Below are 14,349 nucleotides of genomic sequence, written 5' to 3'. Positions count from 1 at the left end.
TGACCCTGCCCGCGCCCGGTGGTTGGGTCGCGCCATGACCACTGCCATCGATCGCAAGCTCGCCGAGCTCGGCCTCGCACTTCCCGAGGCCGCCGCTCCCGTCGCCGCCTATGTTCCGGTTGTCGAAGCCGGCGGGCTGCTCCACGTTTCGGGCCAGCTGCCGTTCAAGGACGGCGCGCTGATGACCGGCCGCCTCGGCGAGGATCGCGACATCGCCTTCGGTACCGAGGCGGCGCAGCGCTGCGGCCTGATGCTGGTCGCGCAGATCAAGAAGGCGCTTGATGGCGACCTGTCGCGCATCAAGCGCGTGGTGAAGCTGGGCGTGTTCGTCAACTCCAGTGCCGACTTTACCGACCAGCCCAAGGTCGCCAATGGCGCTTCGGAGCTGATGCAGGCGCTGTTCGGCGAAGCCGGCCGCCACGCCCGCAGCGCGGTGGGCGTCGCCGCTTTGCCGCTTGGTGCCGCCGTCGAAGTCGACGCGATCTTCCAGCTCGCCTGATTTTCCACCGCTTCTTCGGCCGTTCGCGCCGAGGAAGCGGCATGCCTGTGGCGGACCAGCAACAGTCCGTTACAATCGGCGCTAGGAAAACTATAAACTATTGTGCGCTACGGCCCGGTTCGGGCAATCTTTTGTTGCAATTCGGAAGTCGCCGGGACGTAGAGCCCTACACGATGCGATGCCGATTGCAGCAGGTGAGGGACCCTTTAGTTTCTATTGAAAGGGATTCCATGCGCTTCTCCACGATCAGCCTCGGCGCGCTCCTGCTCGCCACGACCGCGCCGGCATTTGCACAGGAAGCCGCGCCCGCCGCGCCGCCCGCCATCACGATCAACGGCACCGCCACGCTGATCAGCGACTACAAATTCCGCGGCATCTCGCAGACCGACGGCAATTTCGCCGTGCAGGGCGGCGCCACGGTCAGCCATGCCTCGGGCTTCTACGTCTCCTTCTGGGGGTCGTCGGTCGACAATTACGTGACGGCGCACGGCACCGCGCACCAGGAAATCGACCTGATCGCCGGCTACAAGCACGCCTTCCCGAACGGCGTGACGGTCGATGTCGGCGCGCTCTACTATGTCTATCCCGGCACCCGCAACAAGAGCACCGACAAGTCGTCGTCGGACTTCATCGAGCCCTATGTTTCGGTGTCGTATGCGCTCGGACCGGTGACCGCGAAGGCGACCGCCAACTATGCGCCGAAGCAGAAGGCGCTGGAGCTCGACCAGGGCCAGGGCGGGACGCTCCCCAAGCAGGACAATCTCTATCTGGCCGGCGACCTCTCCGCCGCGGTTCCGCACACGCCGATCAGCCTCACCGGCCATTTCGGCCACACCTTTGGCCCCGACTGGCTGGCGATCGGCAAGGAATATTCCGACTGGAGCCTGGGCGCTGCCTTCACCTACAAGGCGCTGACCTTCGGCGTCGCCTATGTCGATACCGACGCCGCCTTCCCCACGCCCAGCGGCAAGGACGCAGCGAAGGCCAGCGTGATCGGCTCGATCGGGGTCAGCTTCTAAGCGCTGGCGGGGGCGGCCCGGCCGCTCCGATCGCGTCCGAGAGAATCCCCCAACGCAAAAGCGCCGGCCCGCATCGTGCGGACCGGCGCTTTTTCTTGCGCGAAACGGCAGCGCTTACTGCGGCGTCTTGACGCTCGCATCCTTGTTATCGCCCTGGGGCGACTTGAGGATGTCCTGGGTCGTGCGGCCCTTGTCGACCACCGTGGTCGACGGGCTGCCGGCATTGCTGCGCACGCCGGCGTCGGCGCTGGCGGCGCCCGCCTGGTCGAGCGTCGCGGTTTCCGCCTGGCTGCGCGCAGCGGTGCCACCGAACAGCGCCTCGAGCGCCTGGTCCGACGGGTTGGTGTCCTGCGGGCGGGCGGCACCCGGCTGCGGCGGACGCAGCGAGAAATCGGGCGGAATCACCAGCGGTGCCTGGCGGGCCACCGCGAACTCGTCCGGACGCGCCCGATCATACCCCTTCTTGCCGCACGCCGAGAGCGAGGCCACCAGGGCGACGCCGGTCGCGACGAGGATCAACTTACGCATTGAATTTCTTCTCCACAGGGGCAGGCGACTTGGGGTTCTTGTCGCGGACGAGCAGGGCACGAAGCAGCAGGATCACCACGCCGATGGTAATCGCGGCATCGGCCACGTTGAAGACCAAAAAGGGGCGCCACTCGCCGAAATGCAGATCGGCGAAATCGACGACATAGCCGAGGCGGCTGCGATCGAGGATGTTGCCGCACGCACCGCCCAGCACCAGGCCCAGCGCGACCACGTCGCCGGTCTTCTTCTCGCGCAGCATCCACACCAGCACGCCGATCGCGATGCACGCGGTCATCAGCACCAGCAGCCAGCGCATCGTCGGGCTGCTGGCCGAGAGCAGGCCCAGCGACACGCCGATATTCTTGACGAAGCGCAGGTCGAAGATCGGCAGAAGCGTCATCGAATCATTCTGCACCACCAGCCCGAGCGGGCCGGTGACGATGTACTTGGTCAGCTGGTCGAGCACGAACACGGCAAGCGCCGCGGCGAAGCCATAGAGGCGAACCTGCTTCATCACGACACCACCTCTGCGCAACGGTCGCACAATGCCCCATCCTGAGTCACCTCGGGAAGATGGCGCCAGCACCGGCCGCATTTGTGGCGATCGGTGGGCGTGACCGTGACATCGGCAGCCTGATCCACCTTCGACACGATGAACAGCTCGGTGAGCTCCTCGGCCGGCATCGGCAGCGTCGGCACGGTCACTTCGGCCTCGAGGCTGGAGCGCACCTTCTTCTCGCGGCGATAGGGTTCGATCGCTTCGGTGACGGTCTGGCGCAGCGCGCGGATTGCGGTCCAGTCATGCTCGATCGAGGCGCCCTCCGGCAGCACCGGCCATTCGAGCTCGTGAACCGACCCGTCCTCGCTCGGGTACCGGCTCTGCCACACTTCCTCGGCGGTGAAGGCGAGGATCGGCGCGGCGTAGCGGACCAGCGCGTGGAACAGCACGTCCAGCACGGTGCGATACGCGCGGCGCTTGGGATCGCTCTCCGCGTCGCAGTAGAGGCAATCCTTGCGGATATCGAAGAAGAAGGCCGAGAGGTCCTCGTTCATGAAGTCGCCGAGCGCGCGCGCATAGCGATTGAACTCGAACGCCTCCGCCGCCGAGCGCAGCTCCGCATCGAGCGCCGCCAGCTTGTGGAGCACATAGCGCTCCAGCTCGGGCATGTCGGCCACCGCGACCTTCTCGGCCTCCCCGAACCCGTCGAGCGCGCCGAGCAGATAGCGGAAGGTGTTGCGGATCTTGCGATAGGCGTCGCCGGTGCCGGCCAGCACTTCCTTGCCGATGCGGACATCGTCGAAATAATCGGTCTGCGCGACCCAGAGGCGCAGGATGTCCGCACCGCTCTCGCCGATGATCTTCAAGGGATCGACGACGTTGCCGAGCGACTTGGACATCTTCTTGCCCTGGCCGTCGAGCGCGAAGCCATGGGTGAGCACCGCGTCATAGGGCGCCCGGCCGCGCGTGCCCGACGATTCGAGCAGCGACGACTGGAACCAGCCGCGATGCTGGTCCGAGCCTTCGAGATAGAGGTTGGCGCGCACGCCCTCGCCGTAGCGCGCCTCGATCACGAAGCTGTGGGTCGAGCCGCTGTCGAACCACACGTCGAGAATGTCGGTGACGACCTCATAGTCCTCGGCGCGGTAATCGGCGCCGAGCAGCGCCTGGTGGTCGGCCTGGAACCAGGCATCGGCCCCGCCGGCGCGGAAGGCGTCGAGGATGCGGGCGTTGACCGCTGGATCGCGCAGATAGTCGCCCGTCGCGCGGTTGACGTAGAGCGCGATCGGCACGCCCCAGGCGCGCTGGCGGCTGATCACCCAGTCCGGGCGCCCCTCCACCATCGCGCGGATGCGGTTGATCGAGCGCTCCGGCACCCAGCGGGTGCGTTCGATCGAATCGAGCGCGATGGCGCGGAGAGTTGGGGCGTTGGAAGCGCTCTCCGCACCCGTTCCCCTCCCGCTTGCGGGAGGGGTTAGGGGAGGGGCTGACGTGGAGAGGTCGGACGGCGCTGCCGCCGGTCCCTCCCCCGACCCCTCCCGCAAGCGGGAGGGGAGCGCAGACTGCGAGGGCTGCGGCTTGTCCATCGGGATGAACCATTGCGGGGTCGCGCGGAAGATGATCTTCGCCTTGCTCCGCCAGCTGTGCGGATAGCTGTGCTGGAAGTCGTCCGAGGCGGCGAGCAGGGCGCCGGTGGCACGCAGGTCCGAGCAGATCGGGCCTTCCGCGCTGACGAACTTCTTGTTGATCACCGATCCCTCGCCGCCGAGCCACAGCCAGTCGGCGCGGTACATGCCCGCGCCGTCGACCGCGAACACCGGATCGATGCCGTGCGCCTTGCACAGCAGGAAGTCGTCCTCGCCATGGTCCGGCGCCATATGGACGAGGCCGGTACCCGCATCGGTGGTGACGAAGTCGCCGGGCAGGAACGGCCGCGGCTTGGCGAAGAACCCGCCCAGCGCGTGCATCGGATGGCGAGCGACGGCGCCGGCGAGCTGGACGCCCTTCAGCACGTTGGCGAACATCAAGCCCGCATCATCAGCGGGAAGCGAAGCCTCATCACGGACACTCAACCCGGTCCGCTTGAGGAATGCGTCAACGAGATCGAAAGCAACGACGTAAGTGCGTCCATCGCTCGCAGGTACGCGAGAGTAAGCAATCCCCTCCCCATACGCCAAGGCCTGGTTCACCGGGATCGTCCAGGGCGTGGTCGTCCAGATTACCGCATGCGCACCGACCAGTTCGGGCGCGTTGGGTGCCTCGGTGATCTCGAACGCAACGTCGATCTGCGTCGACGTGATGTCCTCATACTCGACCTCGGCCTCGGCCAGCGCGGTCTTCTCGACCGGCGACCACATCACCGGCTTGGCGCCGCGATAGAGCTGGCCGCTCTCGGCGAACTTGAGCAGCTCGCCGGCGATCCGCGCCTCGGCGTCGAACTTCATGGTGAGATAGGGATCGTCCCAATCGCCCAGGATGCCGAGCCGCTCGAACTGGCCGCGCTGCACCGCCACCCACTTCTCCGCATAGGCGCGGCATTCGGCGCGGAAGGCGACGGGGTCGACTTCGTCCTTGTTGAGCTTCTTGGCGCGGTACGCTTCCTCGACCTTCCACTCGATCGGCAGGCCGTGGCAGTCCCAGCCGGGGACATAGGGCGCGTCCTTGCCCATCAGGCTCTGCGAGCGGACGACGATGTCCTTCAGGATCTTGTTGAGCGCATGGCCCATATGGATGTCGCCATTGGCGTAGGGCGGGCCGTCGTGCAGCAGGAAGCGCTCGCGGCCGGCGCGGGCCTCGCGCAGCTTCTGGTAGAGCCTGATCTTCGCCCAGCGATCGAGGATGGCGGGCTCCTTGGCAGCAAGGCCGGCCTTCATCGGGAAATCGGTCTTCGGCAGGAAGACGGTGTCGCGCCAGTCGCGCTGGGTGTCGGTTGCGTCAGTCATGGGTCGCGCGGGATTAGCCGGTGTGCGCGGGGAAGTCATCCCTGCTCTTCTTCTAAGCCCCTCCTCCTTGGAGGAGGGGTCGGGGGTGGAGGGATTCCAGAACCTTTGTTGGTCTCGGTGAGACCCTGCCCCACCCCAACCCCTCCCCTGAAGGGGAGGGGCTTAAGAGTGCGCTATTCGTGCGCGCCGTTGGGCTTCGGCGTCACCGCCTTGGCATGCGCGCCGGACTTGCAGGCGCGGATCGTCTCGGGCTCGGGCCGTTCGCCGCGTGCTTCGAACACCGCCATATAGCCGCCCGCCGAAGGCATCGGCAGCATCGACACCTGGGCATAGCCCACGGCCGCGAACTCGCACTTGAGCAGCGCCGGCGGCGTGCCGTGATTCTCGGTCGGGCGGTCGGCGTCGACCACGATCACCTGCCCGCCCGGCGCCAGCGACGGCCGCAGTCGCCACAGGAACTCGTAGGGCGATTCGATCTCGTGGTACATGTGCACCATCAGCACGCGATCGAAGCTGTTCTCGGGCAGCCGCGGATCGGCGGGCAGGCCCAGCCGCACGCTGACATTGTCGAGCTTCTCGCGCACCACCCGCGTCGCCAGCGCGCTGATGTAATCGGGGACGATGTCCTCGGCGACCACCCGCCCCTTGGCGCCGACGCGCTGGCCGAGGCGGATCGTGTAATAGCCCTCGCCCGCGCCGATATCGGCGACGGTCATGCCCGGCTTGATGCCGGCCAGGTCCATCACCTTGCTCGCCTCGTTCAGCCGGTCGCGTTCTTCCTCGCTCGACCAGCGCGAAGAGACGATCGTCGCCACCGGCCGGTCCGCCGCCGGGAAGCCCGAATTGGCCGGATCATGGCGCTCGTTGCGCACCGCCCGCGGACTGCCGTCGCACGCCGCCAGCAGCAGCGTCACGCCGAGCAGCAGGGGCCGCGCGCGCAAGCTCAATCGACATCCTCCACCGCGACGGCCTCGCCCGTCACGCGCTGTGCTAGCGCGGCGGCCATGAAGCTGTCGAGATCGCCGTCGAGCACGTCGCTCGGCGCGGTGGAGGTGACGCCGGTGCGCAGGTCCTTCACCAGCTGATAGGGCTGGAGCACGTAGGAGCGGATCTGGTGGCCCCAGCCGATATCGGTCTTGGTGGCGTTCTGCGCGTCGGCCACCGCTTCGCGCTCGGCCAGCTCGCGCTCGTAGAGGCGGGCGCGGAGCTGGTTGAAGGCTTCGGCCCGGTTCTTGTGCTGCGAGCGCTGGTTCTGGCACTGCACGACGATGCCGGTCGGCAAGTGGGTGATGCGCACCGCCGAGTCGGTGGTGTTGATGTGCTGGCCGCCCGCGCCCGAGGCGCGATAGGTGTCGATGCGCAGCTCGCTCTCGTTGATCTCGATCTCGATATTGTCGTCGATCACCGGATAGACCCAGACGCTGGCGAAGCTGGTCTGGCGGCGCGCGTTCGAATCGAACGGGCTGATGCGGACCAGCCGGTGCACGCCGCTCTCGGTCTTGGCATAGCCGTACGCGTTCTCGCCCTTGAAAAGCAGCGTCGCGGACTTGATTCCCGCCTGTTCGCCGGCGTGATAGTCGACGAGCTCAACCTTGTAGCCGTGGCGCTCTGCCCAGCGCGTGTACATGCGCTGGAGCATTTCAGCCCAGTCGTTCGATTCGGTGCCGCCGGCACCGGCGTTGATCTCGACATAAGTATCGTTGGCATCGGCCTCGCCCGATAGCAGCGCCTTGACCTTGTCGGCGTCGGAGCGCTCGGCGAGTGCACGCAGGCTCTCGGTGCCGTCGGCAGCCATTTCCTCGTCGCCTTCGGCCTCGGCCATCTCGATCAGCTCGACCGTGTCGCTCAGCTCGCTTTCGATCGCGCGGGTGGCGCTGATCGATTCGTCGAGGCGACGCCGCTCGCGCATCACGTCCTGCGCCTTCTTGGCGTCGTTCCACAGCGTCGGATCCTCGACGCGCGCGTTCAGCTCGTCGAGGCGGCGCAGCGCGCGGTCCCAGTCGAGCGAGCGGCGCAGCAGCGCGAGGGCCGCGTTGATCTTGTCGACATATGCCTGCGCTTCAGCGCGCATGTTCCAAACCTTCCGAAGTATCCGCCGGCCGCATCCCAGACGATGCGGCGATGTCATGCCATATAGGGTGCGGCGGCCTCGCTAGTAGATTCCGCCCTGTTGTTGCAAGAAGTCGCTGTCGCCCTGGCGATCGGCCTTGCGCTGCGCTGGGGCGGCTGCGGCGGCTGGAGCCGCTTCGGTGTTGGCGGTGCGGCGGGTGCGGCGCGGATCGGTGTCCGGCCGGAAGGCCTCCCAGATGATCGAGGAGAGCGGATCGTCGGTCGGCCAGCCGCCCTGGACCGGGCGCCCGCTGCCGCGGTCGATGCGCACCATGCGGATGCCCGGCGGCGCGACGAAGGGCAGCGGATCCAGCCCTTCATAGGCGGGAACCGCGAACTCCTTGAAGATCGGCGCGGCGATCGAGCCGCCCTGCGCATAGCCGCCGAGGTTCGATGGCGTGTCGTAGCCGAGATACAGCCCGCCGATCATCTGCGGGGTGCCGCCCACGAACCACACATCGGTTGGGCCCGTGGTGGTGCCGGTCTTGCCCATCATCGGGCGGTTCAGGTCACGCAGCACGGTCGCGGTGCCGCGCTGGATCACGCCCTCGGTGATGTGGACCATCTGGTAGGCGACCATCGGATCGATCACCTGGCGCGCGCGGACGATCGGGCGCGGCATCGCCTTGCCGTCCCAGTCGCGCGCGTTGCAGCCCGAGCAGGCGCGCCAGCCGGCGGGGAAGATCACCTTGCCGCGACGATCCTGGACGAAGTCGATCAGCGTCGGATTGAGCGCGCGGCCCTGATTCACCAGGATCGAGTAGGCGTTGACCATGCGCAGCACCGTCGTCTCGCCCGCGCCCAGCGCATAGGAGAGATAGGGCGGCAGCCGGTTCTTGGAGACGCCGAGCCGCTGGATCGTGTCGACCACCTTGTCCATGCCGATGGCGTTGGCGATCTGCACCGTCATCAGGTTGCGCGACTGCTCGATGCCCCAGCGCAGCGTGTGCGGACCGGCGCCGCGGGCATTGCCGAAGTTGCGGAAGCACTTCTGGCCGAGCCCCGCGCCCTGCCACACGCAGAAGGGCCCATCGACGACGATCGAAGCCGGGGTCATCCCGTTCTCGAGCGCCGCGGCATAGACGATCGGCTTGATCGTCGATCCCGGCTGGCGGGTCGCCTGTGTCGCGCGGTTGAATGCCTGGAGCCGCGAATCGAAGCCGCCCTGCATCGCCAGAATGCGGCCGGTCGAGGGATCCTCGACGACCATGCCGCCCGACACCTTGGGCACGCTGCGCAGGCTCCAGCTGCCGCCCTCCGGCGCCACCGCGAGGATGTCGCCGACCTTGATCGCATCGAAGGCATGGCCGCCCTTGCCGCGGATCGGCATCTGCGCGGCGCTTTCCGGCAGCGTGCCGGTGTCGCCATCGTCGAAGCCGAGCTGAAGCCCCCGCGAATCGCGCGCGATCACCACGGCGGCGCGCCAATTGTCGTAGTCGACGCCGATATTCTTGGAGACAAAGGCCGAATACCAGCCATCGCCCTCGAACTGCACCTTGCCGATCGGCCCCGACCAGCCGCGCCCGCGATCATAGCGCAGCAGCCCGTCGCGCAGCGCCCGCTGGGCGTACGCCTGGAGCTTCGGATCGAGCGAGCTGCGGATCCACAGGCCCCCGTCATAGACGCTGTAGGGCCCATCCTCGCGCTTCTCGCCGAACTGGCGGGCGAGCTGGCGGCGGACTTCCTCGACGAAATAGCCGCCGACCCGCTCGAAGCGCGGCGTCTGGCGCGGCACGGTGCCGAGCGGCGATGCCACCGCCTCGTCATGCTGCGCCTGGTTGATGAAGCCATTGCGCAGCATTTCGCCCAGCACCCAGTTGCGGCGATCGAGTGCGCGCTGGGTGTTGCGGTCCGGATCATAATTGGCGGGACCCTTGGGCAGGATCGCCAGATAGGCCATCTGCGCCAGGCTCAGTTTGTCGAGCGGCTTGCCGAAATAGGCCTCGCTTGCCGCCGCCACGCCGCCGGAATTACGCCCCAGCTCGATGGCGTTGAGGTACAATTCCATGATCTGCGGCTTGGACAGCGTGTCCTCGATCCGCCAGGCGAGGATCGCCTCCTTGAGCTTGCGGGTGTAGCTCGCCTCGTTGCCGACCGCGAGATTCTTGGCGACCTGCTGGGTGATGGTGGAGGTGCCGCGCGGCGTCTTGCCGCGAATGATGCCCTCGCCCGCCGCGCGCACCAAGCCCGGGAAATCGAGACCGTGGTGCGAGAAGAAGGTGCGATCTTCGGCAGCCATGAAGGCGCGGACCAGCAGCGGCGGGAATTCGTTGTAGCTCAACTGCACGCGGCGCATCTGGGCATAGGCATGGATCGGCGCGCCATCGGCCGAGCGCACATAACTCGGCAGCTGCGGCTCGTAGCTGCGCAGCTTGTTTACCGAGGGCAGGTCGCGCGCGACGAGCAGCCACACGGCGAACACCAGCAGCCCGGCGAGCAGCGCCAGGATCGCGAGCATGCGGAACCACCAGCGCCGCCGCAGCCGCGCCCAGCGTCCGGGCTCGCGTTCGATACGGATGGTTTGGGGAGTGTCGCCGTCGGCCATGCGGCGCGCGGTGTAGCACCTTTTCGGGCGGAAGGAAGGGAGCCGCGCCCGCCGCTTGTCCCGGCCTAGCGCGTGGCGAGGTAGATTTCGGTCGCCCGGCGCACCGCTGCGCCGAGCCGTGCACGCGCCTCCGGCGAACCGAGCGCCTGCGCATCCTCGGCGTTGGAGACATAGCCGAGCTCGAACAGCACCGAGGGCATGTCGGGGGCTTTGAGCACCATCAGCGCCGCCATCCGCCGCGGCCGCGCATGCAGCCGCATCGCGGGTGCCACCTCGCGGGCGAGCAGGTCTGCATAGCGCGCGGAGACCGCCATGGTACGGCGCTGGGCGAGGTCGATCAGCAGCGAAGCCACGTCTGCGCGCTCGCTCCCCAGATCGACGCCGGCGAGCAGGTCGGCGCGGTTCTCGCGCGCCGCCATGCGCGCCGCTTCTTTGTCCGACGCGACTTCGGACAGGGTGTAGAGCGTGCCGCCCGCCGCGAGTGGATCGGCCGCGCTGTCGCAGTGGAGCGACAGGAACAGCGCCGCGCCCAGCCGGCGGCCGATATCGGTGCGCTGCTGCAGCGGCACGAACGAATCATCGTCACGCGTCATCGCCACCCGCACCCGGCCCGAGGCGAGCAGCGCGTCGCGGATCGCACGCGCGGCCTCCAGCGTCAGTGCCTTCTCGGTGATGCCGTCGACCCCCGGCGCGCCGGGATCGCGCCCGCCATGGCCGGGATCGAGCACCACCAGCGGCAGCCCCGCCGCGCCCTGCACGGAGGGCAGCGGGCCGCCCTTTGCCGCCACCGGCTCGGGCATGGCGAGGCTGACGCTGTAGTCCTCCGCGCGCCAGGCGAAACGCGGGCCCGCATCGCCCTCCAGGGGCACAACCAGCGCGCCCTCTTCCACCCGCACCTGCTCGGCCAGCCCGATCCAGCCGGGCAGACCGGTCAGCCAGCCGGCGATCAGGAACAGCATCCAGGACATGGCCTCGCTATGCCGCGCCCGCCCGCGGCCGGTCCAGCCTCCAAATCGAACCGGAGGACTTGGTTAACCGGATGCGAAGAACCATTTGCTAGGGCGAGGGATCGAAATCCTCCCAAATGCTTTGTGGCGCGCGGGGGAACCAAATCTTCCAAAGCCGAGCCGGTTGCCGCAACGACATAGCGGTGCTAGGCAGGATATGCTTCCGGCACTGCGCCGGATCAGGCACGCGACGCTTCTTTGTCGCGACAGTTCAGGTTGACGTTCGCATGAGGCAATTTCCCCACCGTCCGCATCGCCAGGCCTTCGCGGCCGGCAGCGTGGCGATGGTGGAGCAAGGGGACCGCTGGTCCGCTCGTGCCCGTGCAGCAACAGCAGTTTTTGAAACCCGCGCCACCCGGACCGGCCTCGTCGGCCGCCGGATGCGCTTCTTGTATCGCGCGCTCGCGCCCCATTCCCTCGAGGAACTGTGCCGGCGCGCCCGGAGAATCATCAATGACCATGCGTATGCTGATCGACGCACGCCACCGGGAAGAAACCCGTGTGGCCGTCGTCAAAGGGAATCGAATCGAGGAATTTGACTTCGAGTCCGCTGAGCGCAAGCAGCTCAAGGGCAATATCTATCTCGCGAAGGTGACCCGCGTCGAACCGTCGCTGCAGGCGGCCTTCGTCGATTACGGCGGCAACCGCCACGGCTTCCTCGCCTTCTCGGAAATCCATCCCGACTATTACCAGATCCCCAAGGAAGATCGCGAAGCCCTGCTGCGCGAAGAGGCCGAGCATGCCGCGCAGGAAGCCGCGCTGCGCGAAGCCGATGGGGACGACGACGACGATCACCACGATCACGACCATGATCACGACGATCACGAAGACGGCGTCGAGATGGTCGAGCGCGCGCAGGACGACGAAGAAGCCTCGGAAGGCGAGGACGCGCCCCAGAGCGGCCGCCGCCGTCGCGGTCGTGGCGGCAATGGCGACGAGGCCGAGGCGCTGCGCCAGCGCCGCATGAATCTGCGCCGCCGCTACAAGATCCAGGACGTGATCCGCCGGCGTCAGGTACTGCTGGTCCAGGTCGTCAAGGAAGAGCGCGGCAACAAGGGTGCGGCGCTGACCACCTATCTCAGCCTCGCCGGTCGTTACTGCGTGCTGATGCCGAACACCGCGCATGGCGGCGGCATCTCGCGCAAGATCAACTCGGCCGCCGATCGCAAGCGCCTCAAGGGCATCATGGCGGACCTTAAGCTGCCCGCCTCGATGGGCTGCATCGTCCGCACCGCCGGCCTCCAGCGCACCAAGACCGAGATCAAGCGCGACTTCGACTATCTCGCCCGGCTGTGGGACGAGATCCGCGAGAAGACGCTCACCTCGTCCGCGCCCGCGCTCGTCTATGGCGACAGCGACCTGATGAAGCGGGCGATCCGCGACATCTACAATCGCGACATCGACGAGGTGATCGTCGAGGGCGAGGACGGCTATCGCCAGGCCAAGGACTTCATGAAGCTCCTGATGCCGAGCCATGCCCGCAAGGTGCGGCAATATGCCGATGCGGTGCCGCTGTTCCAGCGCGCCGGGGTCGAGGAGCAGTTGTCGGCGATGTACCATCCGGTGGTGCAGCTGAAGTCCGGCGGCTATCTGGTGATCAACCCGACCGAGGCTTTGGTCTCGATCGACATCAACTCGGGCCGCTCGACGCGCGAGCACAATATCGAGCAGACCGCGACCGCTACCAACCTCGAGGCCGCCCAGGAAATCGCCCGCCAGCTCCGCCTGCGCGATATGGCGGGCCTGGTCGTGATCGACTTCATCGACATGGATCATTCGTCCAACGTCCGTAAGGTCGAGAAGGCGATGAAGGAGGCGCTGAAGAACGATCGCGCCCGTATCCAGGTCGGCCGCATCTCGTCCTTCGGCCTGATGGAAATGAGCCGCCAGCGCCTGCGCACCGGCGTGCTCGAAGCGTCCACCCGCCCCTGCCCGCATTGCGAAGGCACCGGCCTGGTCCGCACCGCCTCGTCCTCGGGCCTGTCGGCGCTGCGCCTGATCGAAGACGAGGCCGCGCGCGGTCGCGGTTCGATCCTGACGCTGCGCGCCAGCCAGGAAGCCGCCGTCTACGTTCTGAACCGCAAGCGCGCCGATATTGCCGAGATCGAAGATCGCTATGGCGTGACCGTCGAGATCATCCCCGACCGCGAGGAAGAGGGTGCGCGCATGACGGTCGAGGCGTCGGGCCCGCCGCCCGCCTATGCGCCCAAGATCGACATGCTCCTCCCCGTCGAGGAGGATGAGGACGATCTGATCGATGAGATCGAGGAAGAAGAGGACGAGGAAGAGGCCGAGGAGGCCGCGACCGAAGCCGCTGCTCCCCGCGAGCCGCGCGAAGAGGGCGAAGGTGGTGGCCGCAAGCGCCGTCGCCGTCGCCGTGGCCGCCGCAACCGTGGCGGTGCCGAGGGCGAGCATGGCGAGGGCGAGGACCATGCCGAGCACACCGAAGAGACGGAAGCCGAGGACGCCGACGAGCAGGCTGAGGACGAGGCCGCCGAGCCGGTCGACGCGACCGAGTCGGAGCCGCGCGAAGGCGGTCGCCGCCGTCGCGGACGTCGCGGTCGCCGTGGCGGTCGCCGGAACGAGGGTGGCACGAACGACGCGATCGAGGCTGCGGCCGAGGACGCTTCGGACGACGCCGCGGATGAGCCGCTGACCATCGCCGAACCGATCGAGGCGGGCGACGCCGCGCCGGTCACCACGCCGCTGGTCATCGCCGAGGTCGAAGCCGAAGCCGAAGCGCCCAAGACCCGCCGCCGTCCGCGCGCTCGCAAGGCCGCGCCGGTCGTGACCGAGACGGTCGAGACGCCGGTGGCCGAGGAAGCGCCCGCTGCCGAGGCTCCTGCGGTCGAGGCCGAGGCTCCGGCCAAGCCGAAGCGCGTCCGCAAGAAGGCCGCACCGAAGGTCGCCGCCGAACCGGCCGCCGAGGAAGCAGCCCCTGCGGCCGAAGCCGAAGCCCCGGCCAAGCCCAAGCGCGTCCGCAAGAAGCCCGCGCCGAAGGCAGCGGCGGAACCGGTCGCCGAGGAAACCCCCGCCGCCGAACCCGCCCCTGCGGAGGAAGCGACCGAGGAAAGCACCTCGACCGAAACCCCGCGTCGCGGCTGGTGGCAGCGCACCTTCGGCGCCTGACACCCGTTACAGCCGACGCGAGAACGCCCTCCTTCCCCAGCGGAAGGAGGGCGTTTTGCGTTTTCGGGAATA

Annotated in this window: 11 protein-coding genes; 3 read left to right on the top strand and 8 right to left on the bottom strand. The window is 67.7% G+C overall.

The annotated features are described in order from the left end of the window. The first annotated feature begins 34 nt into the window (after nucleotides 1-34). Complete coding sequence (locus QZ670_RS01600) at nucleotides 35-499, top strand: RidA family protein (protein ID WP_294251092.1); 465 nt, start codon at nucleotides 35-37, stop codon at nucleotides 497-499. 230 nt (nucleotides 500-729) lie between these two features. Continuing rightward, nucleotides 730-1,518, top strand: a complete 789-nt coding sequence (locus QZ670_RS01595; RefSeq protein ID WP_294251087.1) for a TorF family putative porin — start codon at nucleotides 730-732, stop codon at nucleotides 1,516-1,518. Nucleotides 1,519-1,632: 114 nt separating this feature from the next. Here QZ670_RS01595 and QZ670_RS01590 read toward each other — a convergent pair whose 3' ends face one another. The 8 genes from QZ670_RS01590 to QZ670_RS01555 form a co-directional block, all read right to left on the bottom strand. Continuing rightward, nucleotides 1,633-2,046, bottom strand: a complete 414-nt coding sequence (locus QZ670_RS01590; RefSeq protein ID WP_294251084.1) for a DUF3035 domain-containing protein — start codon at nucleotides 2,044-2,046, stop codon at nucleotides 1,633-1,635. Next, nucleotides 2,039-2,560 carry a signal peptidase II gene (gene lspA / locus QZ670_RS01585; RefSeq protein ID WP_294251080.1) on the bottom strand — a complete coding sequence of 174 codons (522 nt, stop codon included), beginning with the start codon at nucleotides 2,558-2,560 and terminating at the stop codon, nucleotides 2,039-2,041. The genes QZ670_RS01590 and lspA overlap by 8 nt, the downstream gene beginning before the upstream one ends. Next, a complete protein-coding gene (gene ileS, locus QZ670_RS01580; RefSeq protein WP_294251077.1) occupies nucleotides 2,560-5,487 on the bottom strand; it encodes an isoleucine--tRNA ligase in 2,928 nt (975 codons plus the stop codon). Before ileS ends, lspA begins: the two co-directional genes overlap by 1 nt. 173 nt (nucleotides 5,488-5,660) lie before the next feature. After that, nucleotides 5,661-6,428 carry a methyltransferase domain-containing protein gene (locus tag QZ670_RS01575; RefSeq protein ID WP_294251075.1) on the bottom strand — a complete coding sequence of 256 codons (768 nt, stop codon included), beginning with the start codon at nucleotides 6,426-6,428 and terminating at the stop codon, nucleotides 5,661-5,663. A 2-nt stretch (nucleotides 6,429-6,430) separates the two neighbouring features. After that, complete coding sequence (prfB, locus tag QZ670_RS01570) at nucleotides 6,431-7,558, bottom strand: peptide chain release factor 2 (RefSeq protein ID WP_125976895.1); 1,128 nt, start codon at nucleotides 7,556-7,558, stop codon at nucleotides 6,431-6,433. Nucleotides 7,559-7,639: 81 nt separating this feature from the next. Next, on the bottom strand, nucleotides 7,640-10,141 hold the full coding sequence (locus QZ670_RS01565; RefSeq protein ID WP_294251066.1) for a transglycosylase domain-containing protein: 2,502 nt from the start codon (nucleotides 10,139-10,141) through the stop codon (nucleotides 7,640-7,642). A gap of 65 nt (nucleotides 10,142-10,206) precedes the next feature. After that, nucleotides 10,207-11,109: an N-acetylmuramoyl-L-alanine amidase gene (locus tag QZ670_RS01560; RefSeq protein WP_294251064.1), complete on the bottom strand. Its 903-nt coding sequence runs from the start codon at nucleotides 11,107-11,109 to the stop codon at nucleotides 10,207-10,209. Between the two features lie 218 nt (nucleotides 11,110-11,327). Further along, nucleotides 11,328-11,609, bottom strand: coding sequence for a hypothetical protein (locus tag QZ670_RS01555; RefSeq protein WP_294251061.1), 282 nt, complete (start codon nucleotides 11,607-11,609; stop codon nucleotides 11,328-11,330). Nucleotides 11,610-11,613: 4 nt separating this feature from the next. Here QZ670_RS01555 and QZ670_RS01550 point away from each other — a divergent pair, with 4 nt between their 5' ends. After that, nucleotides 11,614-14,277, top strand: coding sequence for a ribonuclease E/G (locus QZ670_RS01550; protein ID WP_294251199.1), 2,664 nt, complete (start codon nucleotides 11,614-11,616; stop codon nucleotides 14,275-14,277). The last annotated feature ends 72 nt before the right edge of the window (nucleotides 14,278-14,349 follow it).

Origin of the sequence: uncultured Sphingomonas sp. (assembly GCF_913774285.1) — a bacterium.
Taxonomy (GTDB): Bacteria; Pseudomonadota; Alphaproteobacteria; order Sphingomonadales; family Sphingomonadaceae; genus Sphingomonas.
Note: the sequence above shows the minus strand (reverse complement) of the source record. Positions and strands in the feature narration are given on the sequence as shown.

What these genes read in the sequence shown, in the direction of transcription:
- QZ670_RS01555 (WP_294251061.1), bottom strand. Translation starts at nt 11,609, where the DNA reads ATGGTCATTGATGATTCTCCGGGCGCGCCGGCACAGTTCCTCGAGGGA.
- ileS (WP_294251077.1), bottom strand. Translation starts at nt 5,487, where the DNA reads ATGACTGACGCAACCGACACCCAGCGCGACTGGCGCGACACCGTCTTC.
- QZ670_RS01590 (WP_294251084.1), bottom strand. Translation starts at nt 2,046, where the DNA reads ATGCGTAAGTTGATCCTCGTCGCGACCGGCGTCGCCCTGGTGGCCTCG.
- QZ670_RS01560 (WP_294251064.1), bottom strand. Translation starts at nt 11,109, where the DNA reads ATGTCCTGGATGCTGTTCCTGATCGCCGGCTGGCTGACCGGTCTGCCC.
- QZ670_RS01595 (WP_294251087.1), top strand. Translation starts at nt 730, where the DNA reads ATGCGCTTCTCCACGATCAGCCTCGGCGCGCTCCTGCTCGCCACGACC.
- QZ670_RS01550 (WP_294251199.1), top strand. Translation starts at nt 11,614, where the DNA reads ATGCTGATCGACGCACGCCACCGGGAAGAAACCCGTGTGGCCGTCGTC.
- QZ670_RS01600 (WP_294251092.1), top strand. Translation starts at nt 35, where the DNA reads ATGACCACTGCCATCGATCGCAAGCTCGCCGAGCTCGGCCTCGCACTT.
- lspA (WP_294251080.1), bottom strand. Translation starts at nt 2,560, where the DNA reads ATGAAGCAGGTTCGCCTCTATGGCTTCGCCGCGGCGCTTGCCGTGTTC.
- prfB (WP_125976895.1), bottom strand. Translation starts at nt 7,558, where the DNA reads ATGCGCGCTGAAGCGCAGGCATATGTCGACAAGATCAACGCGGCCCTC.
- QZ670_RS01565 (WP_294251066.1), bottom strand. Translation starts at nt 10,141, where the DNA reads ATGGCCGACGGCGACACTCCCCAAACCATCCGTATCGAACGCGAGCCC.